We start from the raw sequence: 25,140 nt of genomic DNA, 5'->3' as shown, positions 1-25,140 counted from the left end.
CAAGTGTTCAGTTCCGAACATCGGCCACTGTTCATAAGCGGACACCGGACGGGCGATGCGGGCCACATCGCCCGTCAAACCGGCCGATACGGGCATGGCACGGGCTTTGCTGTATGGCTGACATGCACATCAAAAAAAATTTCGGCCCCTCTCCTTCACCCCTGCCATCCAGCGGCGCGTCGATGGATGTCGTGGTGCCCCGCAAGCGCGGCAAGGCCATCGCCATCGGCGTGGCAGCCGCGCTGGCCGTGGCGGCAGCCGGCTATGCACTGTGGTCATGGATGCCGCGAGGCCTGCAAGTGGACGGCGCGGAACTGCGCATCGGCCAGGCCACGCCCGGCATCTTCGTCGACGAGATCGTCGTGCGCGCCAATGCGGAGCCGCTCAATTCCGTGATACTCGACTCGGTCGAATCGGGCCGCGTCGAAGAAGTCTTCGTCCTCGACGGCACGCTGGTGAAAAAAGGACAGCTGCTGTTCCGCATCTCCAACCCGCAGCGCAACCTGGAACTGCTGGCGCGGCAATCGGAACACGCGGTCAGCATTTTCAACCTGTCCAACCTGCGCGTGGCGCAGGAGGCCAGCGCCAGCGACCACCAGCGGCGGCGCGAAGATCTCCAGTACGCGCTGGAGCAGGTACGCAAGCAGCACGAACGCAACGTCAAGCTGGCGGCGCAGGGCTACATCTCCGCCGTCGCGCTGGAGGAATCGGCGGACAAGCTGCAGCAGCAGCGCCGCCTGCTGGAGCAGGAAGAACGCGCCACCGGCACCGAGGAAAGCGTGCGCCGCAGCGCCGCGCAGCAGCTGGAATCGGCGATCGATGGCTTGAACTCCGGCCTGAAGCTGGTTTCGGCCACGGTCGACGCGCTGGCCGTGCGGGCGCCGGTCGAAGGCCGGCTGACCAACTTCCGCCTGCAAGTGGGCGAGTCGATCAGCACCGGCAAGAACATCGGCCGCATCGACGATCCGGCGCGCTTCAAGCTGTCCGCCAGCGTCGACGAGTACTACCTGAACCGCATGGCGGTGGGCCGCCACGGCAACGTCAAGCAGCAGGAGCGCAGTTACGCGATCGACATCCGCACCATCTACCCGCAGATCAAGGACGGCCGCTTCACGGTCGAACTGGTGTTCACCGGCGGCCAGCCGCCGGTGCTCAACCCCGGCCAGAGCCTGGACGCGCGCATCACGCTGGGCGAACCGGCCAAGGCGCTGCTGCTGCCGAACGGCGCCTTCATCAACGACAGCGGCGGCGCCTGGGTCTATGTGCTCGACGCCGGCGGCCGCACGGCGCAGCGCCGCGCGGTGCGCATCGGCCGCCGCAACAACAGCCAGCTGGAAGTGCTGGAAGGACTGGCCGCAGGCGACAAGGTGCTGTTGTCCAGCTATGCGGCCTACGGAAATTCACCACGACTGCAAATTACGCAGTAAATTCTCACAACTATCATTAAAGGCACACCCCATGCTCAAACTCGTCGGCATCAGCAAAATCCACCAGGCAGGAGAAATCCAGACCACGGCCCTGGACCGCATCGACCTGGAAATCGAAGCGGGCGAATACGTCGCCATCACCGGACCATCCGGCTGCGGCAAGTCGACCATGCTGGGCATACTGGGCTTGCTGGATGTGCCGAACCACGGCGAGTACTGGTTCGAAGGCCAGAACGTTGCCGGCTGGAGCGAATCGAAACTGAACCAGCTGCGGCGCGGCCGCATCGGCTTCATCTTCCAGAGCTTCAACCTGATCGAAGAACTGACCGTGTTCGAGAACGTCGAACTGGCGCTGGAATACAACGGCACGCCGGCGCGCGAACGGCGCGAGCGCGTCACCGCGATGCTCAACAAACTGGGCGTGGGCCACCGCGCCTCGCACCGCCCTTCGCAGCTGTCGGGCGGCCAGCAGCAGCGCGTGGCGATCGCGCGCGCACTGGTGGCCGGCCCCGCCGTCCTGCTGGCCGATGAACCGACCGGTAACCTGGACACCGCACACGGCGATGAAGTCATGCGCCTGCTGCGCGAGATTAACGCCGAAGGCACCACCGTGGTCATGGTCACGCACTCGCCGGACCACGCCGCGCAAGCTTCGCGCACGCTGAATCTGCTCGACGGCCGCATCATGGTCGACGTACTGCAAGCCGCTTAAAGCGTCAGGATCACTCACATGAACCTGCGCGACTTTCGCATAGGCTGGCGGCTGCTGTTGCAGCAGCCGGCCTACTCCGCCGTGGTGATCGGCGGTCTCGCCATCGGCTTTGCCGCCTGCTTCCTGCTGTTCGGCTTTGTCGCTTTCTGCATCAACTTCAACAGCACCATTCCCGACAACGACCGCGTGGTCGTCATCAAGCAGCGCATCAACGTCTTCCCGCGTCCGGACTGGCAGACACGGGCCTTCGTGCCCTTGCGCGACGTGGCGCTTGCCAGCGGCATGGTGTCGGAAGCCAGCGTCACCTCGTCCGTCGATTTGCCGCTACGCGCGGGCAATGAGCTGCGCGCGTTGGACCTGCAGGTGGTCGATCCTGGTTTCGCGACCATGTTCGGCATCGCCGAATTGCAGGGCGACCTGGCTGCGGCATTGGCCCAGCCGGACGGCCTGGCGCTGACGCGCGCCGGTGCACAAAAGCTGTTCGGCGATGCGCCTGCTGTCGGCCAGACCGTCAGGATCGACGGCACCGTGTTGCAGGTAAGGGCCTTGCTGCCCAACCCTGCGGCAAACAGCAGCCAGCAATACGAGGCGCTGATCGGCACCGCCAGCAGCGCTTGGCCGGAGCGCGAGACTGCGATCAGCAACTGGGGGCGCGCCACCGTTTACATGAAGCTCAAACCCGGCGCATCGAAATCGGCATTGACGGCATTACTGCAAGAGGCCAGCGAAAAATCGCCTTTCAACCAGCGCGTCAAGACAGGCCCGATGGGCAAAGGCCTGAACGGCCGCAACGTCGCCGATATCAGCCTGCTGCCACTGCGCGATATCTACTTCGACGAAGGCCTGGCGAACAGCCGCGCCGGCGAACAGTACGGAAAACGCAGCAGTGTCTTCGGCCTCGCGGCGGCGGGTTTGCTGATCCTGCTGCTGGCGGCGATCAACTACATCAACCTGGCCACGGTGCGCACCTTGCGCCGCCAGCGCGAAATCGGCGTCCGCAAGCTGCTCGGCGCCAGCGCGGCACGGCTGGTGCGGCAGTTCCTCAGCGAGGCTTCGCTGACGTCGGTGCTGGCCGCCGCCGCCGGCCTGGTGCTGGCATGGCTGCTGCTGCCAACCTTCGCCGAGCTGGTGAACCGTCCGCTGGCCGGCATGTTCACGCCAGGACGCTGCCTGGCCGCGCTGGCGTTCGGGCTGTTCATCGGCGTGTGCGCCGGCGCCTATCCCGCGTGGCTGGCGCAGCACGCCTTGCCCGGGCCCGCGCTGGCGGGACGCGGCAACAGCGAAACCGTCGCCGGCCTGTGGGTGCGGCGCGTGCTGACCGTGCTGCAGTTCTCCAGCGCGATGGCCTTGTCGGCGACGGCGCTGGCGGTCGGCTGGCAAACCTGGTTCGCCATGCACGCATCGCCCGGCTTCGATCCGGCGCATCTGCTGGTATTGAATCTGCCTTCCGATACCGAGGGCAAGCCGGAGGCCGTGGCCTTCATCGAACAACTGGGCAGGTTGCCACGCGTGGAAGGCGTGTCGACCATCTCGGAGGCCGTAGGCCGCGACGGCATGAAGCTGGTTAACACCGTGACCACCAGGGATGGCCGCGAGATCCCGCTGGAAGGCAAGAACGTCAGCGCCAACTGGTTTGAAGTGAGCCGCCTGCAGCCATTGTACGGACGCCTGTACAACGCGGCGCAGGATGTCGGCTACGACAAGGCCCCGCGCGTCGTCGTCAACACCGCTTCCGCGCTGGCGCTGGGCTTTGCGTCGCCGCAGGACGCGGTCGGGCAGGTGGTCCCGGGGGGCATGGAGATCATCGGCGTCGCGCCGGATGTGCGCTTCCAGGGCTTGCACCAGCCGCCGAAAGCGGTCGTCTATTTCGTCCGCCCCGGCGGCGTGCTGATGGTACGCACCCGCGACAGCCTGGAAACGGCCTACACCGAAATCGAACCGCTGTGGCGCCGCCACTTCCCCAACGCCATCATGGAAATCAAAACGCAACAAGGCGTACTCGAAGAACGCTACGACACCGAAACGCGCCTGATACGGATACTGGCCGCCACCAGCGTGATCGCCATCGCGCTGGCGGCGTTCGGCATCTACGTGCTGTCGGCCTACAGCGTGCAGCGCAGCCAGCGCGAGATCGTGATGCGCAAGCTGCACGGCGCCGGCCGCGTCGACATCGCGCTGATGATGGGCAGGGAGTTCTCGGCGCTGGTGGGCGCTGGTGCGCTGATCGGCCTGCCGCTGGCGGCGGTGGCGATCCAGCGCTACCTGGCCAACTACACCGAGCACGCGCCCATCGGCGTCTGGACGCTGGTGGCGGCGCTGTTCATGGCGATGCTGGTGGCGCTGCTGGCCACGACCCGCCACACGGCAACGGCCTTGCGCATGTCGCCCGCGTTGGCGCTGCGCGACTAATCAGGAGACACGCATGAAACCCAGCGACTTCCGCATCGGCTGGCGCCTGCTGCTGCGCCAGCCCTTCCACGCCATCGTGGAGATAATTGGACTGGCGACCGGCTTCGCGGTCTGCTTCCTGCTGCTCGGCTTTGTGGCCTATTCCTTCAGCTACGACAGCGACGTGCCGCAGCGCGAGCGCGTGTTCATCATCAAGCACCGCCTGAACTTCATCCCGCAGCCGCAATGGATGGAGTACACCCCGTTCGCGCTGCGTGAAGTGGCGCTGCGCAGCGGAGTGGCGCTGGAAGCCAGCGCCTGGTGGCCGCGCCAGACCACGCTGCAACTGCAAGGGCGCCTGCAGGAACTGGAGGTGACGGCGGTCGATCCGGCATTCCAGTCCATCAGCGGCCTGCAAGCGCTGGCCGGCGACCTGCATGCGGCGCTGTCCCAACCCGACGGCCTGGCAGTGACGCGGCAGACGGCGCGGCGCCTGTTCGGCGACGCCGAGCCGCTGGGACGCACCATCGAAATCAACCGCCAGGCGCTGCAAGTGCGCGCAGTGCTGGCGGACCGCCCGGCCAACAGCACGCTGCAATTCAACGCGCTGGTCGGCGTGGGCAGCGCGCTGTGGCCGCAGAAGGAGCGCGAGGATGCGCTGGCCAACTGGATGGGCATCGGCGGCCGCATCTACATCAAGACCGCTCCCGGCGTCAGCCCGCAGGCCTTGCAGCGGGTGCTGCAGGATGCGATCGACCGCGCGCCTTGGGCCAACCTGGCGACGCCGGAAATGAAGGCGGCGCTGGGCCAGCGCAAGATGGTCGATATCGGCCTGGGTCCGCTGGCCGACGCCTACTTCGACCGCAGCGTCGCCAACACCATGGGCACCGGCCCGCGCGGCGACCTGCGCGTGGTGCTGGCGCTCGGCGCCACCGGCTTGCTGATCCTGTTCCTGGCGGTGGTCAACTACATCAACCTGGCGACGGTGCGCAGCGTGCGCCGCCAGCGCGAGATCGCCGTGCGCCGGGTGCTCGGCGCCAGCACCCATCAGTTGCTGACGCAGTTCATGGCCGAGGCCATGCTGCTGTCGGTGGCCGCCGCCGCGCTGGGCGTGCTGCTGGCGTGGCTGCTGCTGCCGCTGGCTTCCGACCTGCTGGAGCGTCGCCTCGACGGCATGTTCACGCCGATGGCGATCGGCCTTTGCCTGCTGTCCGGCGCCGTCGTTGGCGCTGCGGCCGGCGTTTATCCGGGCTGGCTGGCGCGTGGGGTCGACATGGGCGGCACGCTGGCCCAGCGCAGCGGCGAGACCGCAGGCGGTGCATGGCTGCGCCGCAGTTTGACGGCAGTGCAGTTCGGCGTAGCGATGAGCATGGGCAGCGTGGCGCTGGCGATCCTGTGGCAGACGCAGTTTGCCGCAGCGGCGCCGCCAGGCTTCGATCCCGCTCCACTGCTGGTGGTGGAGATGAAGGACAATCTGCGCGACAGCCCGGCCGCCCGTTCGCTGCGCGACGCCATCGCGCAACTGCCCGGCGTGGCCGGCGTGGCGGACAGCCGCGACGTGCCCGGCCGCGACGACGGCACCGGCACCCACGGCAGCGACTCGGTCAAGCGCGTGGACGGTACCAGCGCGTCGTTGAGCGTGTATTTTGTCGGCGCGGATTTCTTCAACGTCTACGGACTGAAGCCGCAGGCGGGGCGCCTGTTCGATCCGCGCATCGAGACGGCGAACAGTAACGGCGATGGCGAGCAGAACGTGGTGCTCAACCAGGCGGCGGTGCAGGCACTGGGTTGGCCGTCCGCGCAGCAGGCGGTGGGCCAGCGCATCGACGGCACGCAGTTCCGCATCGCCGGCGTGGCGCCGGACCTGCGCTGGGAAACGCTGCGCGATCCGGTGCGGCCGACCATGTACCAGATCGCGCGCGACAATGAGCTGCTGACCGTACGCATGCGTGCTGATGGCATGCGCAGCCGGGCCGCGCTGGAGCAGGACATCGCTGCGGCATGGAGCCGCTACTTCCCGGGCAGCGAACCGACGATACGCGGCGCCGGCGGCTACTACGCGCAAGCCTATGCCGACGACGTACGTATGGCCAGGCTGCTGGCCTGCGCCACGGCGGTGGTGTTCGCGCTGGCGGCTTTCGGCATGTACGTGCTGGCGGCGCACAGCGTGCAGCGGCGTTCACGCGAGATCGTGCTGCGCAAGCTGCACGGCGCCGGCAACGGCGCGATTGCGGCACTGGTCAGCCGCGAGTTCGTGCTGTTGACGGCGGTGGCCGGAGCGGTGGGGCTGCCCTTGGCCTGGATTGCCATCGAGCGTTACCTGGCCGGTTACACGGCGCGCACACCGTTGAGCGGTTGGGCGCCGGCGACGGCGCTGGCGTTTGCGCTGCTGGTGGTGGCGGTAGCCACCTTGCGCCACACGCTGACGGCGATGCGTATCGCACCCGCGCAGGTGCTGCGCGACCAGGCATAGCAAAGCGAGGACGAAAAAAAAGCAGCCGAAGGCTGCTTTTTTTATGCGTAAACCGTTTTTACTTGATGCCTAGCAGTTCGATATCAAAGACCAGCGTCGAGTTGGCGGGGATGCCATTTTTTACCACTGCTTTGTAACCCAGGTCAGGCGGAACGATCAGGGTGCGCTTACCGCCAACCTTCATGCCTGGAATGCCTTGGACCCAGCCGGCGATCACGCCGTCAGCGGTCGCGGTGGCCTCGACCAATGGCAAAACGGCAGGCACATCGCCGATCGTCGTTTGGACCTTCGTGCCGTGGACATCCGCGCGGGTGCCATCGTACAGGTACAGCGTGTAGTTCACGGTAATCGTCTGGCCGGCAGCTACTGTCGCGCCAGTGCCGATCAAGGTGTCCGTGATTTGCAGCGTGGTAGGCGGAGGCACGGAAACCGGCGGCGGGCTCGCCTTGATGACATTGACCAGTTCAATATCGTAGACCAACGCCGAATCAGCCGGAATATCCTTGTAACCGAAAGGATTCGTGGTCGGCGCCGGGCGCGCATTGGTGCCATACGCCAGGTTGGATGGCAGGATGGCGGTACGCTTGGCGCCGACCTTCATGCCGACGATGGTCTGGTCCCATCCCGTTATCACGGTGCCCACGCCGACCACGAACGGCGCAGCGGGCTTGCCGGTATCGACCGAGCTTTCCACCTTGTCGCCCTTGGAACCGGGCTTGGACGAGTCGTACAGGTAGCCGACGAAATTGATCACCACCAGATCGCCCGCCGCTGCCTGGGTGCCGGTGCCGGCCTGGGTTTCGGTCACCAGGAATGCCGGTTGCGGTTTCACTTCCGTCGTCGGGGCTTTCGAACCGCCGCCGCAGGCCGTCAGGGCCGCTGCGCAGACAACGGCAGCAATAAATTGGAACATCGATTTCATGATTACCTTTGATGAGTGTTCGTATTGGGGCGCTGGCGCGCACGCATTCGGAGCAGAAGTTTAGCAGACCTCGCCGCTTCCGCTCCGAGCACTACGTTCACTTACATCTTTTAAGACCGCCAGTGTGTTTAAATTTCCACCTGCGTACCCAATTCGATCACGCGATTGGTGGGAATCTGATAGTAATCGGCGGCGCCGCGCGCATTGCGCGACATCGTCACGAACAGATGCTCGCGCCAGGTCGCCATACCGGCGCCCGGGGTCGAGATCACCGTCTGGCGGGCGATGAAGAAGGAGGTCTCCATCATCTCGAACGGCAGGCCGAGGCAGTCGCACAGCGCCAGCGCGCGCGGGATGTCCGGTTCGTCCTTGAAGCCGTAGTAGACATTCAGCTGGTAGCACTGGTGGCCCAGGTCCGTGACCTTGACCTGCTCGGCCTCGGGAACGTAGGGCTCTTCCACTACATGCACCGTGAAGAACACCACGCGTTCATGCAGCACCTTGTTGTGCGACAGGTTGTGCAGCAGCGCGTGCGGCACGCCATCGCTCTCGCCGCGCAGGAAGATGGCGGTGCCGTACACGCGCGTCGGCGGCGCCACGAACAGCGAGGACAGGAAGTCTTCCAGCGGAATCGCGTGCTTCTGCAAATTCTGGAACACCAGCTCGCGGCCGCGCTTCCAGGTCAGCATGATGGTGAACAGCACCGCGCCGAGCAGCAGCGGGAACCAGCCGCCGTGGAACAGCTTGAGCGTGCTGGCCGAGAACAGCATGATGTCCATGATGATGAAGAAGCCGGTGGCGGCCAGGCACAGGGCCAGCGGCATGTTCCAGCGGTAGCGGGTGACGAAGAAGGTCAGGAAGGTGGTGGCCAGCATGGTCGCCGTCACCGCGATGCCGTAGGCGCCGGCCAGCTTGTCCGACGAACCGAAGCCCACCACGGCCAGCAGCACCACCGCCAGCTGCAGCCAGTTGACGGCCGGGATGTAGATCTGGCCGATTTCACGCTCGGACGTGTGCACCACGCGCATGCGCGGCAGCAGCCCCAGTGCGATGGCCTGCTTGGTCATCGAGAAGGTGCCGGAAATCGTCGCCTGCGAAGCGATCACCGTCGCCATGGTCGACAGCACCACCAGCGGGTAGACGCTCCACGCGCCCAGCTGCTGGAAGAAGGGATTGGAGATCGCTTCCGGATGCACCAGCAGCAGCGCGCCCTGGCCCAGGTAGTTCAGCGCCAGCGCGGGGAACACCACCAGGAACCAGGCGGCGCGGATCGGCTTCTTGCCGAAGTGGCCCATGTCGGCGTACAGCGCCTCGGCGCCGGTGAAGGCCAGCACCACGGCGCCCAGCGCGACGAAGGCGATCATGCGGTTCTGGATCATGAAGCGGAAGGCGTTCCACGGATTGAGCGCCCACAGGATCTGCGGCGCTTCGATGATGTTGATCAGGCCCATGACGGCCAGCGCGGCGAACCAGATCACCATCACCGGCCCGAACAGGCGGCCGATGCCGGCCGTGCCGTGGCGCTGCACCGCGTACAACGTGACCAGCACGATGATGGTCAGCGGCACGATGTACTGTTCCAGGCCGGGCGCGGCCACTTCCAGGCCTTCCATCGCGCTCAGCACCGAGATGGCGGGCGTGATGACGCTGTCGCCGTAGAACATGGTGGCGCCGAATACGCCCAGCAGCATCAGCGGGTAGTGCCAGCGCGGCGCGGCCTTGCTGACGGAATTGAGCACCAGCGCCATCAGCGCCATGATGCCGCCCTCGCCGCGGTTGTCGGCGCGCAGCACCAGCGTGACGTATTTGAGCGAGACGATCATCGTCAGGCCCCAGAAAATCAGGGAAATGATGCCCAGCAGGTTGAACTCGCTCAGCGCCAGGCCGTGCTCGGGATCGAAGATGGTTTTGAGGGTGTAGAGGGGACTGGTACCAATATCGCCGTAGACGATGCCTACCGCAGCCAGCGTCAGAGCGACGAGGCTGCTTTTCTTATGTTGCTCGGTCAAGATTGCACCTGTTGTTGTTTTGGTGCATTGCACAATAGGATAAGTATTTGCAAAAGGCAAGGAGATTTTCGCATGGAAGGGCGTTCCAATATTTCAATAACGCCAGTGTACGCCGGTGCGGGCTCAAGTGCGAGGTCCGCAGCGGCGGTGCGCCATTTCAGCGATAATGGCAGACCTCGCCCTCGTCCCCGCCGTCCGCCCTCATGAACACAGGTATTTTTTACGCCACATTCGCGTTCTTTTGCTGGGGCCTGTTCCCGCTGTACTTCCACGCCATCGGCGAGGTGCCGGCGCTGGAAATCCTGGCGCACCGCATGCTGTGGTCGCTGCTGTTCCTGGGCCTGGTGCTGACGGTCCGACAGCAATGGAAGTGGCTGCCGCAAGTGCTGCGCAATCCGCGCGTGTTGGGCAGTTTTGTCGCCAGTTCGCTGCTGTTGACGGCCAACTGGTTCGTCTACATCTGGTCGGTCAACAACGGCCACGTCATCGATGCCAGCCTGGGCTACTTCATCAATCCGCTGATTAACGTGCTGCTCGGGCTGCTGGTGCTGAAGGAAAAACTGCGGCGCGGCCAGTGGCTGGCGATCGGCGTGGCGGCCAGCGGCGTGCTGTGGCTGACCTGGTCGGCCGGCCAGCTGCCGTGGATTGCCTTAATTTTGGGCATCACCTTCGGCGGCTACGGCCTGCTGCGCAAGACCGCGGCGCTGGCGGCGCTGGAAGGCTTGTCGCTGGAAACCATGCTGCTGTTCCCGCTGGCGCTGGCCTATGTGCTGTGGCTGACCATGCATGGCCAGAACACCTTCCTCAACACGCCGTCCGACGGCACCCGCTGGCTGCTGGCGGCGGCCGGGCCGATCACCGCGATTCCGCTGGTGATGTTCGCGGCCGGCGCGCGCAAGATTCCGATGTCGGTGCTGGGCCTGCTGCAATACCTGTCGCCTACCATGCAGGCGCTGCTGGGCGTGTGGGTGTTCCATGAAACCTTCCCGCAGGCGCGGCTGATCGGCTTCGTCATCATCTGGGCCGCGCTGGCGCTGTACGTGGCCGAGGGCCTGTGGATGAGCAAACGCGCTAAATAGTGGGCGGGCGGCTGGATTTATCGTATCCTGTCGTCCTTCCTTGCATTTCTACGCAATTCAAAAATTCTGACTGAGATTCTCAATGGCAAATTACGTCTATACCATGAACCGCGTGGGCAAAATCGTCCCGCCCAAGCGCCAGATTCTGAAAGATATTTCGCTGTCCTTCTTCCCGGGCGCAAAAATCGGCGTGCTGGGCCTGAACGGCTCCGGTAAGTCGACCTTGCTGAAAATTATGGCAGGCATCGACACCGACATCCAGGGCGAAGCCGTGCCGATGCCGGGCCTGAACATCGGCTACCTGCCGCAGGAACCGCAACTCGATCCCGAAAAAACCGTGCGCCAGGAAGTCGAATCCGGCCTGGGCGAAGTGTTCGAAGCGCAAGCCAAGCTGGAAGCCGTGTACGCCGCCTATGCCGAGGAAGACGCTGACTTCGACGCGCTGGCCACCGAGCAGGCGCGTCTGGAAGCGATCATCTCGACTTCCGACGGCGGCAACCTGAACCTGCAACTGGAAATGGCCGCCGACGCGCTGCGCCTGCCGCCTTGGGACGCCAAGATCGGCGTGCTGTCCGGTGGTGAGAAGCGCCGCGTGGCGCTGTGCAAGCTGCTGCTGTCCAAGCCGGACATGCTGCTGCTCGACGAACCGACCAACCACCTGGACGCCGAGTCCGTCGAATGGCTCGAACAATTCCTGCTGCGCTTCCCGGGCACCGTGGTCGGCATCACCCACGATCGCTACTTCCTCGACAACGCCGCCGAGTGGATCCTGGAACTGGACCGCGGCCATGGCATCCCATGGAAGGGCAACTACTCGTCGTGGCTGGACCAGAAGGCCAACCGCCTGAAGCAGGAAGAATCGACCGAGTCCGCCCGCCAGAAAGCACTGGCCAAGGAATTGGAATGGTCGCGCCAGAATCCGAAAGCGCGCCAGGCCAAGTCCAAGGCCCGCCTGGCCCGCTTCAATGAGCTGAGCGAGTACGAATACCAGAAGCGCAACGAGACCCAGGAGATCTTCATTCCTGTGGCCGAGCGTCTGGGCAATGAAGTGATCGAGTTCAAGAACGTGTCGAAAGCGTTTGGCGATCGCCTGCTGATCGACAATGTGTCGTTCACCATTCCGCCGGGCGCCATCGTCGGCATCATCGGCCCGAACGGCGCCGGTAAATCGACGCTGTTCAAGATGATCGCCGGCCTCGACAAGCCGGACAGCGGCGAAGTGGCGATCGGCCAGACCGCCCGCATCTCGCTGGTGGACCAGAGCCGCGATACGCTGAGCGACAGCAAGAGCGTGTTCGAAGACGTGTCCGGCGGCGCCGACATGCTCAGCGTCGGCCGTTTCGACATGCCGTCGCGCGCCTACCTGGGCCGCTTCAACTTCAAGGGTTCGGACCAACAGAAGATCGTCGGCAACCTGTCCGGCGGTGAGCGCGGCCGTCTGCACTTGGCCAAGACGCTGCTCAAGGGCGGCAACGTGTTGCTGCTCGATGAACCGTCGAACGATCTGGACGTGGAAACCCTGCGCTCGCTGGAAGACGCGCTGCTGGAGTTCGCCGGTTCCGTGATGGTGATTTCCCACGATCGCTGGTTCCTGGACCGTATCGCCACCCACATCCTGGCCTTCGAAGGCAATTCGCAAGTCACCTTCTTCGACGGTAACTACCAGGAATACGAAGCCGACAAGAAGAAACGTCTGGGCGAAGAAGGCGCGAAGCCGAAGCGCATCCGCTACAAGCCACTGACCGTGTAAAAGCAAAAGGCCACCGCGAGGTGGCCTTTTTTTATTGCTGCTAACCGGGATTAGAAGTTGTAGCGGATGCCGGCAGTGATCGCGCCGTTTTTGCGGCCCATGTCGATGTTGTTCTTGCCGTAGTTTTCATACTCCAGCGAGACTTTCACCTGTTTGGAAATCGCGTACTCGGCGCCGACCGAAGCGTACAGCGCGCTCTTGTTGGCGTCGCCGCTGACGGCAGCGATGCCGGTGGTGCTGACCGAGTTGTGGTTGCGCGCCACGCCCAGCTTGCCGAACACGGCGATCTGCTCGTTCACAGGCCAGGTGCCCTTGCCCGCAACGTAGAACGAATGAGCGTCGGACTGCACGCTGCCGGCGGCGCCGTTCACGGTGTAGTTGTAGTCTTGCTTGCCGAAGTTGGTGTAGCCGCCTTCAACCGCCCAGGTCTTGTCGATGTTGTAGCCAGCGTAGATCTTGCCGCCGGCCTTGGTGCCGCTGTTGCCGGAAGAACTGGTGGCGTTAGGCACATCGAACTTGTAGCGGCTGCCCAGCACGCCGGCGCCTACGTAGGCCGAGCCTGCGTCATCGCCGAGATCGGCTGCGTAAGCGGTGGTGCCGGCCAGTGCGGCGGCGGTAGCGACTAATGCGAACAGAATTTTTTTCATGGTCTTGGATCTTTCAGCAAAAATGAGTGTTGGACTTGCTTGGGATCGCAGTTCTCTGAAGTGCGATGGAGTCAAGATAGCACTCGTGCCAACACCTGTCCGCACCGATTTAGTAAGAAGTGTGACAGGATGTAAGCCGAATAATGGCTGGCTTAAATCAGCTTGGGCCAAACTTAAGAGAGGCTTAAGGTTCGCGCAGAATATGGCGGAAAGTGAGGTTGATGCGCGGCCCGCGCGGCCCGCGTTCCTTGTTGATGCCATGCAGCCAGTGATGCTGCAAGCTGCCTGCCATCAGCAGCAGGCAGCCGTCGCCCAGCGCCAGCTTGACGGTCTTGGGCAGCGTGCGGTGCTTGAGGATGAAGGTGCGCGGCGCGCCGAAGCTGACCGAGGCGATGGCCGGATTCGGCCCCAGCGTCGGCTCGTTGTCGGCGTGGAAGCCCATGCGGTCGCGCTCGTCGCGGTAGTAGTTCAGCAGCAGGCTGTTGAACTGGCGGCCGGTGGCCTGCTCCACCGCCTGTTTGATGTGCAGCTGCAAAGGCGTGAACGGCAGCGGATGGAACAGCTTGCCGGAATAGCGGTAGCGGGCGTCGCCATGCCAGGCGCTCAGGCGCGGCTGCATGTGCAGCTTGCCCCAGACCTGGATCTGCTCCTCGCGCCAGTCGGTTTCGTCGAGCAGGCGCTGCATGGCTTCGGCCGGCGTCAGGTCCAGCGCCAGCCGCTGCTGGAACCACAGTTCGCCATCCTCGATCGGGATGGGCATCAAGGCGCTGTCGTCGGCAAATAGATCCATGCGCGGTATGATACCGGCACTACGTCAGCCCGGAGTATTCCACATGAAAAAACGCCAGTTCCTCGGCCGCGCCGCGTTGGCCGGCATGGCCGCCGCCGCCCTGCCCGCCACCGCGCAAGCGGCCGCGTCGAAAACCGCCGGCCCGGCGCTGCTGACCGTCACCGGCGCCATCGGCAAGGTCAACCGCGGCCGCTTCGATCCGGTGCGCGACCAGATGATGTTCAAGCAAAAGCTCGGCTTCGACAAGGCGCACGCCTTCGACTTCGCGGCGCTGGCCGCGCTGCCTGCCATCACCATCGCGCCGACGCTGGAATACGACAACAAGGTGCACACGCTGCGCGGCCCGCTGCTGCTGGACGTGATGAAGGCTGCCGGCGCATCGCCGGGCGATAGCGGCAAGCTGGTGTTGCGTGCGGTGGATGGTTATGCGGCCACGATAACGGTGGCGCAGGCGCGCGCGCAGCGCTACATCGTCGCCACCCATCTGGATGGCGCGGCGATGGCGCTGGGCGGCTTGGGACCGCTATGGGCGATCTACGATGCCGACAAGGTCCACGAGATGGCAGTCAAACCGCTCGCGGAGCGGTTCGGTTCCTGCCCGTGGGCGTTGTATCACATCGAAGTGCAGGCTTAAAAAAACTTAAGCGTAGGCTTCGGCTAAAGTCATTACGCGTGGCGTGATGGTGATGCCGATGCCGCCGAACAGCGCGGTGATGGCGGCCATATTGGCTTCCATCTCTTCCGCTTTCCAGCCCTGGAACAGGTCGGTGCCGTCCTTCTGGAAGTGCAGGTCCAGCACCTTGCCGCGGTCCTTGTGGGTGTAGCCACCGCTGTAGGTGTTCTTGAACCCCATCGCAGCCAGCGCCGCCAGCACTTCGGCCGGTGGATTGTCCGGATCGGTGGCCATGAATACACCAAAGGTCTTGCCTGGTGGTTTAGCGGCAATATCTACGTCGTAAATCCCTGGCGCTTTCGTGACGGTCGTACTCTTCAGAAATAACATGTTCTTACCCCTATCCTATTGGTGCGCCGGCTTCGTGTTTGATTCTTCAAGAAAACATTCTAAGAAACAAGCTTATTGCTAATTCCGAAGTTTGTCGACTAATCCTGAAACTTATTTGTGAATTCGTACCAATAAAACTGCAACGTCGACAGGTGCGGACGTTCTGGACAAAGCATACACCTACTTAAAATATAGTTGTTAAGTAGTAATTTGCAAGGAGATAAGAGCCGTAATCGTCACTGCGTGCTATTTCCGAGGTTTTCGCGCCGCAAGTTCAATGGTCGGGGCCACCAGCGCCCGATACAACTCGCCGGTGGCGGCATCCCATTGGCTGACCGCCCGTTGTTGACGATCCACAGTCGCCATGTCGCCGCGCGCGATCGGGCCGGTCAGCGCGGCGGCGGCGCCGAGGCGGAACACGTTCGCCATCGACTCGGTGGCCAGCGGCTGCGCCATCTGCCGCGCCACCGGCTCCGGGATGCCGGCGGCCTGGTAGGCGCGCAGCGCGGCGTCCAGCACCGTCACCAGGTAGTTGCTGGCGAAGACGGCGGCGGCGTGATACACGGTCTTGGCCGATGCGTCGATAGGCACCGGCTGCGCGCCGATGGCCTGCAGGGCCGGGGTCAGCACGGCCAGCGCGGCGGCGTCGCCTTCGATGCCGCAGAAGGTGCCTGTAAATTGGGCAGCCACCGCCGCCGGATCGGCAAAGCTGCGGATCGGATGGGCGCTGGCCACCAGCGCGCCGGCGTCGCGCGCCGCCTGCAACTGGTCCGAGGCCAGCGCGCCGCTGCAATGGAACACCACGCTGCCCTGCAACGGCACGGCCCGCGCCAGCGCGGCGCAAGCCGATTGAATCTGGTCGTCGCCGACGGCCAGCAGGTGCACGGCGGCCGGCTGCAATTGATCGTAGCACTCCACGGCCGCGCCGCTGCCGATGAAGTCCACGGCCGCCCGCGCCGAGGCGGCGGAGCGCGTCAGCACCTGCTGCACCTGGAAGCCCGCTTGCGCCGCCAGCAGGCGGCCCAGCACGCGGCCGACATGGCCGGCGCCGATCAGGTTCAGCGTCGCCATTAGAAACCGGACCCCGGCTGCTGCAGATACGCCCGTTCTTCCGGCGTCGATGCGCGGCCGAGGATGACGTTACGGTGCGGGAAGCGGCCGAAGCGGCGTACCACCTCGCGATGGCGATGGGCGTAATCGAGCATGCCGGCGAGGCCGTCGGTGGCGGGTACCGCATCATGCATGCGCGTGTACAGGGCCACGGACTGATCCTGCATCGCCATGTCCTCCGCGTGCTCGAAAGGCAGGTAGGCAAAGGCGCGCTGCAAGGGCGTCAGCGCCTGGTCCAGTCCCGCGACGACCATGTGCTGCGCCGCCTGCAAGGCCTGCGGGTCGCCGGCAAAGGCCAGCGGCGTGCCGCGATGGACGTTGCGGCAGAATTGATCCAGTATCAGGATGCGCGCCAGCGCCGACTGCGGGCCTTCCCCGTCCCATTCGCGCAGGCCGCCGGCCAGCGCCTGTTCTATCAGCGCGCCGAAGCGGTTCGCGATCTCGCGGTCGAATGCCTCGTTCTTCTGGAACCACTCGCCGCGCATCACATCGGCGGGCTGGAACCAGAAATCGAATACGGCCCTGGCTTGTGCGTTCATCGTCATGATCAGTTACGTGCGTGGGAAAGCTGGAAGCTGTGGATGCCGTCGAACTGGGCCAGCTCCGCCGACAGCACCGACATCGGCGCGCCGCTACGCTTGCTCAGCGCGATGGCGACGAAGCGCCATTCCTGCATGCCGCCGTCGCTGCCTATCATCATCGAACCACCGGCGATCTCGTAGCCGCGCTGCAGCGCCATCGCGCGCAGCACCGGCTCCTGCGGCAGGTAGCCCGCCTTGAAGCGCATGGTGATCGCGATCGCATGCCGCGAGGGCAGCCAGGCCTCGACCTTGGTCAGCAGGATCATCGCGCCGGCGCACAGCACGGCCAGCCCCATCGCGCCCAGATAGAAGCCGATGCCGACCATCACGCCGATCACCGACGAAGCCCAGATCGAAGCCGCCGTGGTCAAGCCGCTGATGTTGAAACCCTCGCGCATGATGACGCCGGCGCCGAGGAAGCCGATGCCGGTGACGATGCCCTGCACGATGCGGGTCGGGTCGGAGGTCAGGAGGGTGTGGCCGGCGTGGCCGCCGAACCAGTCGCCGGGATAGCCGCCGATCACCGTCAGCGCGGCGGAGGCCATGCACACCAGCCCGTAGGTACGCATGCCGGCGGCGCGGCCGTGATACGAACGCTCGTAGCCGACCATCAGTCCGAGCAGCAGCGCCCCCACCAGGTTCAGCAAAATCACGCCATTGGTGGCGACTTCGTGGGCAGACCAGTAGGCAAACAGGAATTCTATCGATGGCATGCTCGGTCTCTCTCAGTGGTGGCGTGCCGTGTGACGGGCAACGCGGCGGCGCTCAGGGCGCTTTTTTTATAAGCTGTTTTTCAAACGCGATATCGAGCTTGCTGACGCGCTTGGGCGGTCCGGGCGAAATACCGTTGACGAAGGCGACGAAGTCGTCCAGCTCCAGCGGCGCGCACAGCGGCGGCTGGCCCGCGCCCTCGGTCAGGAAGAAATGACCGCTGCCGGTGCGCGACATCGAATATTTGGCATTGCCGCTGCGGACCTTGAGGCGGTCGACGGCGGACGTGGCCCGGGTGGCGCGGCCGCTCATGACAGCTCCTCGGTACGGGTTTCCAGCCAGGCCAGCGCATCGCCCGACACCAGCGGCCGCAGGCGCTTGCGCACCGTGGCGTGATAGTCGTTCAGCCAACGTTTCTCGTCGTCGCGCAACAGCGCGGCGTCGATGCAGCGGGTGTCGATCGGGCACAGGGTCAGCGTTTCGAAATCGAGGAACTCGCCGAATTCGGTCTGGCCCGCAGGGCGGTTCAGCACCAGGTTTTCAATCCGGATACCCCATTGTCCCGGGCGATACAGCCCCGGTTCTATCGATGTAATCATGCCTGGCTCCATGGCGGTGTGCGGCTCCGGCATCGCCGATTGCGATATCGACTGCGGGCCTTCGTGCACGTTAAGGAAGTAGCCGACGCCGTGGCCAGTGCCGTGGCCGAAGTCCAGGCCCTCGGCCCACAGCGGCGCGCGGGCGATGGCGTCGAGCATAGGCGATTTGGTGCCGCGCGGGAAGCGCGCGCGGGACAGGGCGATCACTCCCTTGAGCACCAGCGTGAAGTCGCGTTTGTGGTCGGCCGTGATGGCGCCGACGCCCACCACGCGGGTGATGTCGGTGGTGCCGCCCACGTACTGGCCGCCGGAATCGATCAACAGCAGGCCGTCGCCCTCGATGATGGAGTGCTGGGCTTCGGTGGCGCGGTAATGCATGATCGCGCCGTTGGCGCGGAAGCCGGCGATGGTCGAGAAGCTCGGGCTGACGAAACCGGGACGGCGCGCGCGCGCCGCCGTGATGTGGTGGTCGATGGCCACTTCGGTCAGCGGGGCGCGCTGCGGGTCGGCCAGGGTCTGGTCCAGCCAGGTGAAGAATTCGCACAGGGCGGCGCCGTCCTGCTCCATCGTGGCGCGCACGTGTTCGGCGTCGGCCTCGCTTTTCTTCGATTTGGCGAAAGTGGTCGGGTTGATCGCCTCGATCACCTTGACCTTGGCCGGCACCCACTGGCGGGTGCCATAGGTGAGGCGGCGCGGGTCGATCAGCAGCGTGCTGTCGGCGGGCAGCGCGGCCAGGGCGGCGGCGACCGATTCGTAGGGCGCGACGTCCACGCCCTCCTCGGCCAGCGCGGCGCGCAGCACGGACGGGATCTTGCCGTCGGCGACGAACAGCGTGGCGCGGGTCGGCGCGATCAGCGCGTGCGACAGGAAGATCGGGTTGTAATTGACGTCGGCGCCGCGCAGGTTGAACAGGTAGGCGATGTCGTCCAGCGTCGAAATCAGGTGACGCTGCGCTCCAAGTTGCTTCATTGCAATGCGCAAATCGGCCAGTTTGCCGATGCGGGTTTTGGAGGCGTATGGCGGCAGGTGCTCGTAAACCGGGGCGGCCGGGAGCGCTGGGCGGTCGGTCCAGACCTGGTCGAGCAGGTCAATATCTGTGCGCAGCGCAACATCCTTGGCTTGGAGCGCCTGCTCTAGCAGACGGGCGATGGACAGGCCGAGCACGGCGCCGTCGACGGCCGCCGTCTGGCCGGATTTCAAATGGGCGGCCAGCCAGTCGACATATTGAACGCTGGCGCCGGAGGTCAGCTTCATTAACTGGATGCCGGTATTGGCCAGTTGCTGGTCGGCCTGGGTCCAATAACGGGCGTCGGTCCAGATGCCGGCGAATTCGGGCGTGATGATAAATGTGCCGACCGAGCCGGTAAAACCCGACAGCCATTCACGGCCCTGCCATCGCGGCGGCAGATATTCGGACAAATGGGGATCGGCGGACGGCACGATCAACGCGTCGATCTGCTGCTGACGCATCGCCGCGCGCAGCAGCGCAAGGCGCTCGACAACGTGGGAGGTATCTGAATTAGGCATGGAATAAGTCGAAGTCCGGTGCGCCGCCGGTGCGGCATAGCTTGTCGCTATGATACCGCGATTGCCCGAGGCATACGTTTCGAACTTTGATCTGCCGTCATACCGGCGGTGATACATGTGCTGTAATCGCTCAGCTTGTTCCGCAATAAGCCGAAAGCTATAGTGACCATGATCGCCTCGTTCCAGCACAAAGGTCTACGTCGTTTCTTTGAAACAGGGAATCACGCTGGCATACAGCCTTGGCAAGCGAGACGATTACAGGTGCTGTTGACGGCATTGCAGGCTGCGCAAGATATTGCCGATATGGATAAACCCGGCTTTCATCTCCATGCGTTAAAAGGAATGCTGCCGCCGCGCTGGTCGGTTTCCGTTAGTGGTAACTGGCGAATGACGTTTGAATTTATCAACGGCAATGCCTACGCAATCGATTATGAGGATTATCACTGATGGATATGCATAACCCTCTTCACCCCGGTGAATTTATCTTGGAAGTGTATTTACGTCCACAGAAAATCAGCGGTCGCCGCTGTGCCGAAAAATTAGGCATCGCGCCGTCAACATTAAATCGGATATTAAGTGGTCGCGGAAAAGTTACTGCCACCATGGCGCAACGTTTGGCATCCGGTTTGGGAAGTTCGCCAGAAAGTTGGCTCGCCATGCAAGAAATTTATGATCGCTGGGTAGAAAAGCAGCGTAATGCCGCGTAGCGATGCGCTCAGCAATATAACCCCCGTACCTGACAAGCCCAGCACGCTCCAGCGATTCATTCGGTTCGACCGTCAAATGCTGAAATTTGGCGCAAACGCGCTAAAAATTAGCATGATTTGAAGGCAAAAACCGCCCTGATCGGAAATTGGCGACGTATGGGAGTGGTGCTCAGGCCTCGTAGCGGCGCAGGCCTTCGAGGTCGAGTATGCGGATGCCGCCGTAATCAAGACTTAATAAGCCCTGTTTCTCCAGCAGCTGTAATGCCTGATTGGCGCGCTGGCGCGAAGCGCCGGACAGCAGGCCTAATTCCTCCTGCGATATCTGCACCAGTTTCTCCAATCCCGGATAAAGATGGGAATTAAACATGGACACCAGACAACGCGCAACGCGAGTATCCGGATTTAATAAGCGGTCATTTTCCACCATGCCGATAAACTGCCCCAAACGCTCATTCAATTGCATCAGCAAAAACCGCGTAAAAGGCAAACTCGTTTCCAGCAACCAATGGAAAGTAGAAATAGGCATACGGGCGATACGCGTATCGCGCAATGCCATCGCATCGTATTTAAGTATTTCCTTCTTTAAAAGCGAACCCTCGCCAAACCAGCCGCCGGTTGGCACGCCGGTAAATGACACGCTTTTACCGGCCGCCGAGAAATTCGTCATCTTGACCATGCCGTCCAGAATACCCAGCCAATTCTCCACCATCTCGCCTTTGCGGCAAACATAACCCCCCTTGGCGACAAAGGTTTCAAAGGTTTCTGCCTCCACGCGCGCCATTTGTTCCGGCGTCAGACCCTGAGCCCAGATCGCCGTGCGCAATGCTTCTTTGAGGCTAATTTGATGTTGATTAGGCATTATTGCAACGCACCATGGAAAAGTCGTTCAAATGTCGCTGAAAAGACAACCTGACTTCCAGCGGCAGGCTAATATCATCACATAAAAAGGCTGCCGTATCAGAAGTTTAACAAGTACGAGCAAACAGCAACAGGAGACACTGGTGCATACACAGAACGAGACATTCCCGCGCTGGTTGCTGGCCCATGGCCGGCTCCGTCCAGGGAAACCCGCATTCCGCGAAAAATACCTGGGCATCTGGCAAAGCTGGACCTGGTCCCAGGTCAACGACGAAGTACGCGCGCTGGCCTGCGGCCTGGCCGCCATCGGTTTCCAGCGCGGCATGAACCTGGCCATCATCGGCGACAACCGCCCCCGCCTCTACTGGTCCATGCTGGCCGCGCAATGCCTGGGCGGCGTGCCGGTGCCGCTGTACCAGGACGCCCCGGCCGCCGACATGGCTTACGTGCTGGAAAACGCCGAAATCCGCTACGCCATCGTCGAAGACCAGGAGCAGGTCGACAAGTTAATGGAACTGCAAAGTTTATATCCGCATATCGAACACATCGCCTACGACGACGAACGCGGCATGCGCCACTACCGCCAGAAAGGCCTGCTGTCCTTCGCCCGCCTGCAGGAGCTGGGCCGCGCCTGGGACCAGGCCAATCCCGGCATGTTCGACAACGCCGTCAAGGCCGGCCAGGGCAGCGACAACGCCATCATCCTGTACACCTCCGGCACCACCGGCAAGCCGAAAGGCGTGTGCCAGACCCATAACGCGCTGATCGCGGCCGGCACCGGCGGCGTCGGTTTCGAGAATCTCACCGACGAGGAAGACATCCTGTCCTACCTGCCGATGGCCTGGGTGGGCGACTGCCTGTTCTCCTTCGCCCAGGCGATGACGGCCGGCTTCACCGTCAACTGTCCCGAATCCGGCGACACCGTCATGACCGATATGCGCGAAATCGGCCCTACTTATTACTTCGCCCCGCCGCGCGTGTTTGAAAACATGCTGACCACCGTGATGATACGGATGGAAGACGCCGGCGCCATCAAGCGCCACATGTTCCACCACTTCATGGCGGTGGCCCGCCGCTGCGGTGCCGCCATCCTGGACGGCAAGCCGGTGCCGCTGACCGACCGCCTGGCCTATGCCGTCGGCCGCGTGCTGGTCTACGGGCCGCTGAAAAACGTGCTGGGCATGTCGCGCGTGCGGGTCGCCTACACGGCCGGCGCCGCGATCGGCCCGGACCTGTTCCGCTTCTACCGCTCCATCGGCGTCAACCTGAAGCAGTTCTACGGCTCCACCGAAACCTGCGCCTATATCTGTCTGCAACCCGACGGCCAGATCAAGTTCGACAGCGTCGGCCTGCCGGCGCCCGGCGTCGAGGTCAAGCTGGCCGACAACGGCGAAGTGCTGGTCAGGTCGCCAACATTGATGGACTGTTATTACAAGCGTCCCGACGCCACCAGCGAAGCGATCGACGCCGAAGGCTACTTCCACACCGGCGACGCCGGCCTGTTCGACCACGAAGGCCACCTGAAGATCATCGACCGCGCGGCGGACGTCGGCAAGATGAACGGCGGCGCCATCTTCGCGCCCAACTACGTGGAGAACAAACTCAAGTTCTTCCCCTTCATCAAAGAGGCGGTGGTGTTCGGCGACCAGCGCGACGAGGTCTGTGCCTTCATCAATATCGACATGGAAGCCGTGGGCAACTGGGCCGAGCGCCGCAGCATCGCCTACTCCGGCTACACCGACCTGGCCGCGCATCCGCAGGTGTATGGCCTGGTGCGCGACTGCATCGAGCAGGTCAACGCCGACCTGGCGGCCGAGCCGATGATGGGCGACACGCAGATCCACCGCTACCTGGTGCTGCACAAGGAGCTCGACCCCGACGACGATGAGCTGACCCGCACCCGCAAGGTGCGCCGCAAGTTCATCGCCGAGAAGTATGCGGTGCTGATCGCAGCGCTCTACAGCGGCAAGCAGTCGCAGTACATCGAAACGCAGGTCAAGTTCGAGGATGGCCGCAGCGGGCTGGTGGCGGCTGACCTGAAGATCGAGCCTTGCAAGACCTTCCCTGCCATCCAGGCAGCGGCATGACGGAGGAAGCCACCATGCAAATGAACGAACCAGACACCCATTTCGGTGCCGACGCAGACCCCGACCGCCGCAAGATCGGCCCGGTGATCCTCGACCTGAAGAACATCTCGCTGTCGTTCGGCGGCGTGAAGGCGCTGACCGACATCTCCTTCGACGTCAAGCAGCATGAGATCCGCGCCATCATCGGCCCCAATGGCGCCGGCAAAAGCTCGATGCTAAACGTAATCAACGGCGTGTACCGCCCGCAGCTGGGGGAGATCATCTACCGCGGCGAGCACCGCAAGAATATGGACTGCCACGCCGCCGCCAAATCCGGCATCGCCCGCACTTTCCAGAATATCGCGCTGTTCAAGGGCATGACGGTCCTCGACAACATCATGACCGGCCGTAACCTGAAGATGAAATCGAACTTCCTGATGCAGGCCCTGTACTGGGGCCCGGCGCGGCGCGAGGAAATCGCCCACCGCGTCAAGGCGGAGGAGATCATCGACTTCCTGGAAATCCAGGCGATCCGCAAGACGCCGGTGGGCCGCCTGCCCTACGGCCTGCAGAAGCGCGTGGAACTGGGCCGCGCCCTGGCGGCCGAACCTGAGATCCTGCTGCTCGACGAACCGATGGCCGGCATGAACGTCGAAGAAAAGCAGGACATGTGCCGCTTCATCCTCGACGTGAACGATCAATTCGGCACCACCATCGTGCTGATCGAGCATGACATGGGCGTGGTGATGGACATCTCCGACCGCGTGGTGGTGCTCGACTACGGCAAGAAGATCGGCGACGGCACGCCCGACGACATCCGCTGCAACCAGGACGTGATCAACGCCTACCTCGGAAAGGCCTGCGAATGAACGTGAATTTTTTCTTTGAAGTGCTGATCGGCGGCCTGCTGTCCGGCGTGATGTACGCGCTGGTGGCGATCGGCTTTGTGCTGATCTACAAGGCCTCCGGCGTCTTCAACTTCGCCCAGGGTGCGATGGTGTTCTTCGCCGCGCTGACCTGCGTGGGCATCGTCGACAAATTCGGCGTGCCGCTGTGGGTGGCGATCCCGCTGACCATCGTGGTCATGATCCTGCTCGGCATCGCCATCGAGCGCGTGGTGCTGCGGCCATTGGTGAACCAGCCGGAGATCACACTGTTCATGGCCACCATCGGCCTGGCCTTCTTCATCGAGGGGCTGGCGCAGCTGATGTGGGGCTCGCAGGTGCACAAGCTGGAGCTGCCCATCGAGGACGTGCCATCCGAATACCTGATGAACAAATTTAACATCCTGGTCTCGCAGTTCGACATCATGGCGGCCGCCGTCTGCGGCCTGCTGGTGACCGCGCTGGCCCTGCTGTTCTCCAGGACCAAGGTAGGCCGCGCACTGCGCGCGGTAGCGGACGATCACCAGGCCGCGCTGGCCGTCGGCATTCCGCTGCAGCGCATCTGGGCGGTGCTGTGGGCGGTGGCTGGCCTGGTCGCGCTGGTGGCGGGCCTGCTGTGGGGCGCCCGCAATGGCGTGCAGTTCGCGCTGACCTTCGTGGCGCTGAAGGCGCTGCCGGTGCTGATCCTGGGCGGCTTCACCTCGATGCCTGGCGCGATTGTCGGCGGTCTGATTATCGGCGCCTCTGAAAAACTGGCCGAGGTGTATATCGGCCCGCTGGTCGGCGGCGGCATCGAAGGCTGGTTCCCGTACGTGCTGGCGCTGATGTTCCTGCTGGTGCGGCCGGAAGGCCTGTTCGGCGAAAAAATCATCCGCAGAATCTGAGAGAGTAAAGGTA

General features: G+C 63.6%; 23 protein-coding genes. 12 read left to right on the top strand and 11 right to left on the bottom strand.

What is annotated here, in order from left to right:
* Nucleotides 1-122 precede the first annotated feature (122 nt).
* The 4 genes from GEV02_RS09845 to GEV02_RS09830 are packed head-to-tail and all read left to right on the top strand — an operon-like array spanning nucleotide 123 to nucleotide 7,000.
* The gene (locus tag GEV02_RS09845) at nucleotides 123-1,427 is read left to right on the top strand and encodes an efflux RND transporter periplasmic adaptor subunit (protein ID WP_235922726.1); all 1,305 of its coding nucleotides are present in this window, start codon (nucleotides 123-125) and stop codon (nucleotides 1,425-1,427) included.
* A 31-nt stretch (nucleotides 1,428-1,458) separates the two neighbouring features.
* Nucleotides 1,459-2,139, top strand: coding sequence for an ABC transporter ATP-binding protein (locus GEV02_RS09840; protein WP_008443565.1), 681 nt, complete (start codon nucleotides 1,459-1,461; stop codon nucleotides 2,137-2,139).
* Nucleotides 2,140-2,157: 18 nt separating this feature from the next.
* Nucleotides 2,158-4,548: an ABC transporter permease gene (locus GEV02_RS09835; protein ID WP_152837821.1), complete on the top strand. Its 2,391-nt coding sequence runs from the start codon at nucleotides 2,158-2,160 to the stop codon at nucleotides 4,546-4,548.
* Nucleotides 4,549-4,561: 13 nt separating this feature from the next.
* Nucleotides 4,562-7,000, top strand: a complete 2,439-nt coding sequence (locus tag GEV02_RS09830; protein ID WP_152837820.1) for an ABC transporter permease — start codon at nucleotides 4,562-4,564, stop codon at nucleotides 6,998-7,000.
* Nucleotides 7,001-7,058: 58 nt separating this feature from the next.
* On the opposite strand, the gene GEV02_RS09825 is transcribed toward GEV02_RS09830, so the two are convergent.
* Both GEV02_RS09825 and GEV02_RS09820 read right to left on the bottom strand, forming a co-directional pair.
* Nucleotides 7,059-7,922 (bottom strand): FKBP-type peptidyl-prolyl cis-trans isomerase, encoded by an 864-nt coding sequence (locus GEV02_RS09825; protein ID WP_152837819.1) that lies wholly within the window; start codon nucleotides 7,920-7,922, stop codon nucleotides 7,059-7,061.
* Between the two features lie 128 nt (nucleotides 7,923-8,050).
* Nucleotides 8,051-9,931, bottom strand: coding sequence for a potassium transporter Kup (locus GEV02_RS09820; RefSeq protein ID WP_152837818.1), 1,881 nt, complete (start codon nucleotides 9,929-9,931; stop codon nucleotides 8,051-8,053).
* Between the two features lie 203 nt (nucleotides 9,932-10,134).
* Here GEV02_RS09820 and rarD point away from each other — a divergent pair, with 203 nt between their 5' ends.
* Nucleotides 10,135-11,010 carry an EamA family transporter RarD gene (gene rarD / locus GEV02_RS09815; RefSeq protein WP_152837817.1) on the top strand — a complete coding sequence of 292 codons (876 nt, stop codon included), beginning with the start codon at nucleotides 10,135-10,137 and terminating at the stop codon, nucleotides 11,008-11,010.
* A gap of 82 nt (nucleotides 11,011-11,092) precedes the next feature.
* Entirely contained in the window at nucleotides 11,093-12,760 is a 1,668-nt protein-coding gene (gene ettA / locus GEV02_RS09810; protein WP_152837816.1) for an energy-dependent translational throttle protein EttA, read from the top strand.
* 50 nt (nucleotides 12,761-12,810) lie between these two features.
* On the opposite strand, the gene GEV02_RS09805 is transcribed toward ettA, so the two are convergent.
* Nucleotides 12,811-13,407, bottom strand: a complete 597-nt coding sequence (locus GEV02_RS09805) for an outer membrane beta-barrel protein (protein ID WP_152837815.1) — start codon at nucleotides 13,405-13,407, stop codon at nucleotides 12,811-12,813.
* Between the two features lie 184 nt (nucleotides 13,408-13,591).
* Nucleotides 13,592-14,197 carry an alpha-ketoglutarate-dependent dioxygenase AlkB family protein gene (locus tag GEV02_RS09800; RefSeq protein WP_152837814.1) on the bottom strand — a complete coding sequence of 202 codons (606 nt, stop codon included), beginning with the start codon at nucleotides 14,195-14,197 and terminating at the stop codon, nucleotides 13,592-13,594.
* A gap of 43 nt (nucleotides 14,198-14,240) precedes the next feature.
* Between GEV02_RS09800 and GEV02_RS09795 the strand changes: the two genes are divergently transcribed.
* The gene (locus GEV02_RS09795) at nucleotides 14,241-14,831 is read left to right on the top strand and encodes a molybdopterin-dependent oxidoreductase (RefSeq protein WP_152837813.1); all 591 of its coding nucleotides are present in this window, start codon (nucleotides 14,241-14,243) and stop codon (nucleotides 14,829-14,831) included.
* A 6-nt stretch (nucleotides 14,832-14,837) separates the two neighbouring features.
* Here the strand turns inward: GEV02_RS09795 and GEV02_RS09790 are convergent, their stop codons facing one another.
* From GEV02_RS09790 to GEV02_RS09765, 6 genes are all read right to left on the bottom strand, one after another.
* Entirely contained in the window at nucleotides 14,838-15,104 is a 267-nt protein-coding gene (locus GEV02_RS09790; RefSeq protein WP_235922725.1) for a hypothetical protein, read from the bottom strand.
* 342 nt (nucleotides 15,105-15,446) lie between these two features.
* Nucleotides 15,447-16,271: a Rossmann-like and DUF2520 domain-containing protein gene (locus GEV02_RS09785; protein ID WP_152837812.1), complete on the bottom strand. Its 825-nt coding sequence runs from the start codon at nucleotides 16,269-16,271 to the stop codon at nucleotides 15,447-15,449.
* Nucleotides 16,271-16,855 carry a DUF924 family protein gene (locus GEV02_RS09780; RefSeq protein WP_152837811.1) on the bottom strand — a complete coding sequence of 195 codons (585 nt, stop codon included), beginning with the start codon at nucleotides 16,853-16,855 and terminating at the stop codon, nucleotides 16,271-16,273. The genes GEV02_RS09785 and GEV02_RS09780 overlap by 1 nt, the downstream gene beginning before the upstream one ends.
* A gap of 2 nt (nucleotides 16,856-16,857) precedes the next feature.
* Nucleotides 16,858-17,604 (bottom strand): MgtC/SapB family protein, encoded by a 747-nt coding sequence (locus GEV02_RS09775; protein WP_152837810.1) that lies wholly within the window; start codon nucleotides 17,602-17,604, stop codon nucleotides 16,858-16,860.
* Nucleotides 17,605-17,656: 52 nt separating this feature from the next.
* Nucleotides 17,657-17,914: a hypothetical protein gene (locus GEV02_RS09770; protein ID WP_152837809.1), complete on the bottom strand. Its 258-nt coding sequence runs from the start codon at nucleotides 17,912-17,914 to the stop codon at nucleotides 17,657-17,659.
* A complete protein-coding gene (locus tag GEV02_RS09765; protein WP_152837808.1) occupies nucleotides 17,911-19,728 on the bottom strand; it encodes an aminopeptidase P family protein in 1,818 nt (605 codons plus the stop codon). The genes GEV02_RS09770 and GEV02_RS09765 overlap by 4 nt, the downstream gene beginning before the upstream one ends.
* Before the next feature lie 168 nt (nucleotides 19,729-19,896).
* Here GEV02_RS09765 and GEV02_RS09760 point away from each other — a divergent pair, with 168 nt between their 5' ends.
* Nucleotides 19,897-20,175, top strand: a complete 279-nt coding sequence (locus tag GEV02_RS09760; RefSeq protein ID WP_152838067.1) for a type II toxin-antitoxin system RelE/ParE family toxin — start codon at nucleotides 19,897-19,899, stop codon at nucleotides 20,173-20,175.
* Nucleotides 20,175-20,435, top strand: a complete 261-nt coding sequence (locus GEV02_RS09755; RefSeq protein WP_152837807.1) for a HigA family addiction module antitoxin — start codon at nucleotides 20,175-20,177, stop codon at nucleotides 20,433-20,435. Before GEV02_RS09760 ends, GEV02_RS09755 begins: the two co-directional genes overlap by 1 nt.
* Before the next feature lie 169 nt (nucleotides 20,436-20,604).
* Here the strand turns inward: GEV02_RS09755 and GEV02_RS09750 are convergent, their stop codons facing one another.
* The gene (locus GEV02_RS09750) at nucleotides 20,605-21,294 is read right to left on the bottom strand and encodes a Crp/Fnr family transcriptional regulator (RefSeq protein WP_152837806.1); all 690 of its coding nucleotides are present in this window, start codon (nucleotides 21,292-21,294) and stop codon (nucleotides 20,605-20,607) included.
* Between the two features lie 139 nt (nucleotides 21,295-21,433).
* On the opposite strand from GEV02_RS09750, the gene GEV02_RS09745 reads away from it, so the two are divergent.
* Genes GEV02_RS09745 through GEV02_RS09735 form a run of 3 tightly spaced genes read left to right on the top strand, consistent with a single transcriptional unit; the run spans nucleotide 21,434 to nucleotide 25,127 of the window.
* A complete protein-coding gene (locus GEV02_RS09745) occupies nucleotides 21,434-23,380 on the top strand; it encodes an AMP-binding protein (RefSeq protein WP_152837805.1) in 1,947 nt (648 codons plus the stop codon).
* A gap of 14 nt (nucleotides 23,381-23,394) precedes the next feature.
* Complete coding sequence (locus GEV02_RS09740) at nucleotides 23,395-24,228, top strand: ABC transporter ATP-binding protein (RefSeq protein ID WP_051077218.1); 834 nt, start codon at nucleotides 23,395-23,397, stop codon at nucleotides 24,226-24,228.
* 2 nt (nucleotides 24,229-24,230) lie between these two features.
* Complete coding sequence (locus GEV02_RS09735; RefSeq protein ID WP_328595783.1) at nucleotides 24,231-25,127, top strand: branched-chain amino acid ABC transporter permease; 897 nt, start codon at nucleotides 24,231-24,233, stop codon at nucleotides 25,125-25,127.
* The last annotated feature ends 13 nt before the right edge of the window (nucleotides 25,128-25,140 follow it).

Source organism: Rugamonas aquatica (assembly GCF_009380215.1).
Classification (GTDB): domain Bacteria; phylum Pseudomonadota; class Gammaproteobacteria; order Burkholderiales; family Burkholderiaceae_D; genus Rugamonas; species Rugamonas aquatica_B.
Note: the sequence above shows the minus strand (reverse complement) of the source record. Positions and strands in the feature narration are given on the sequence as shown.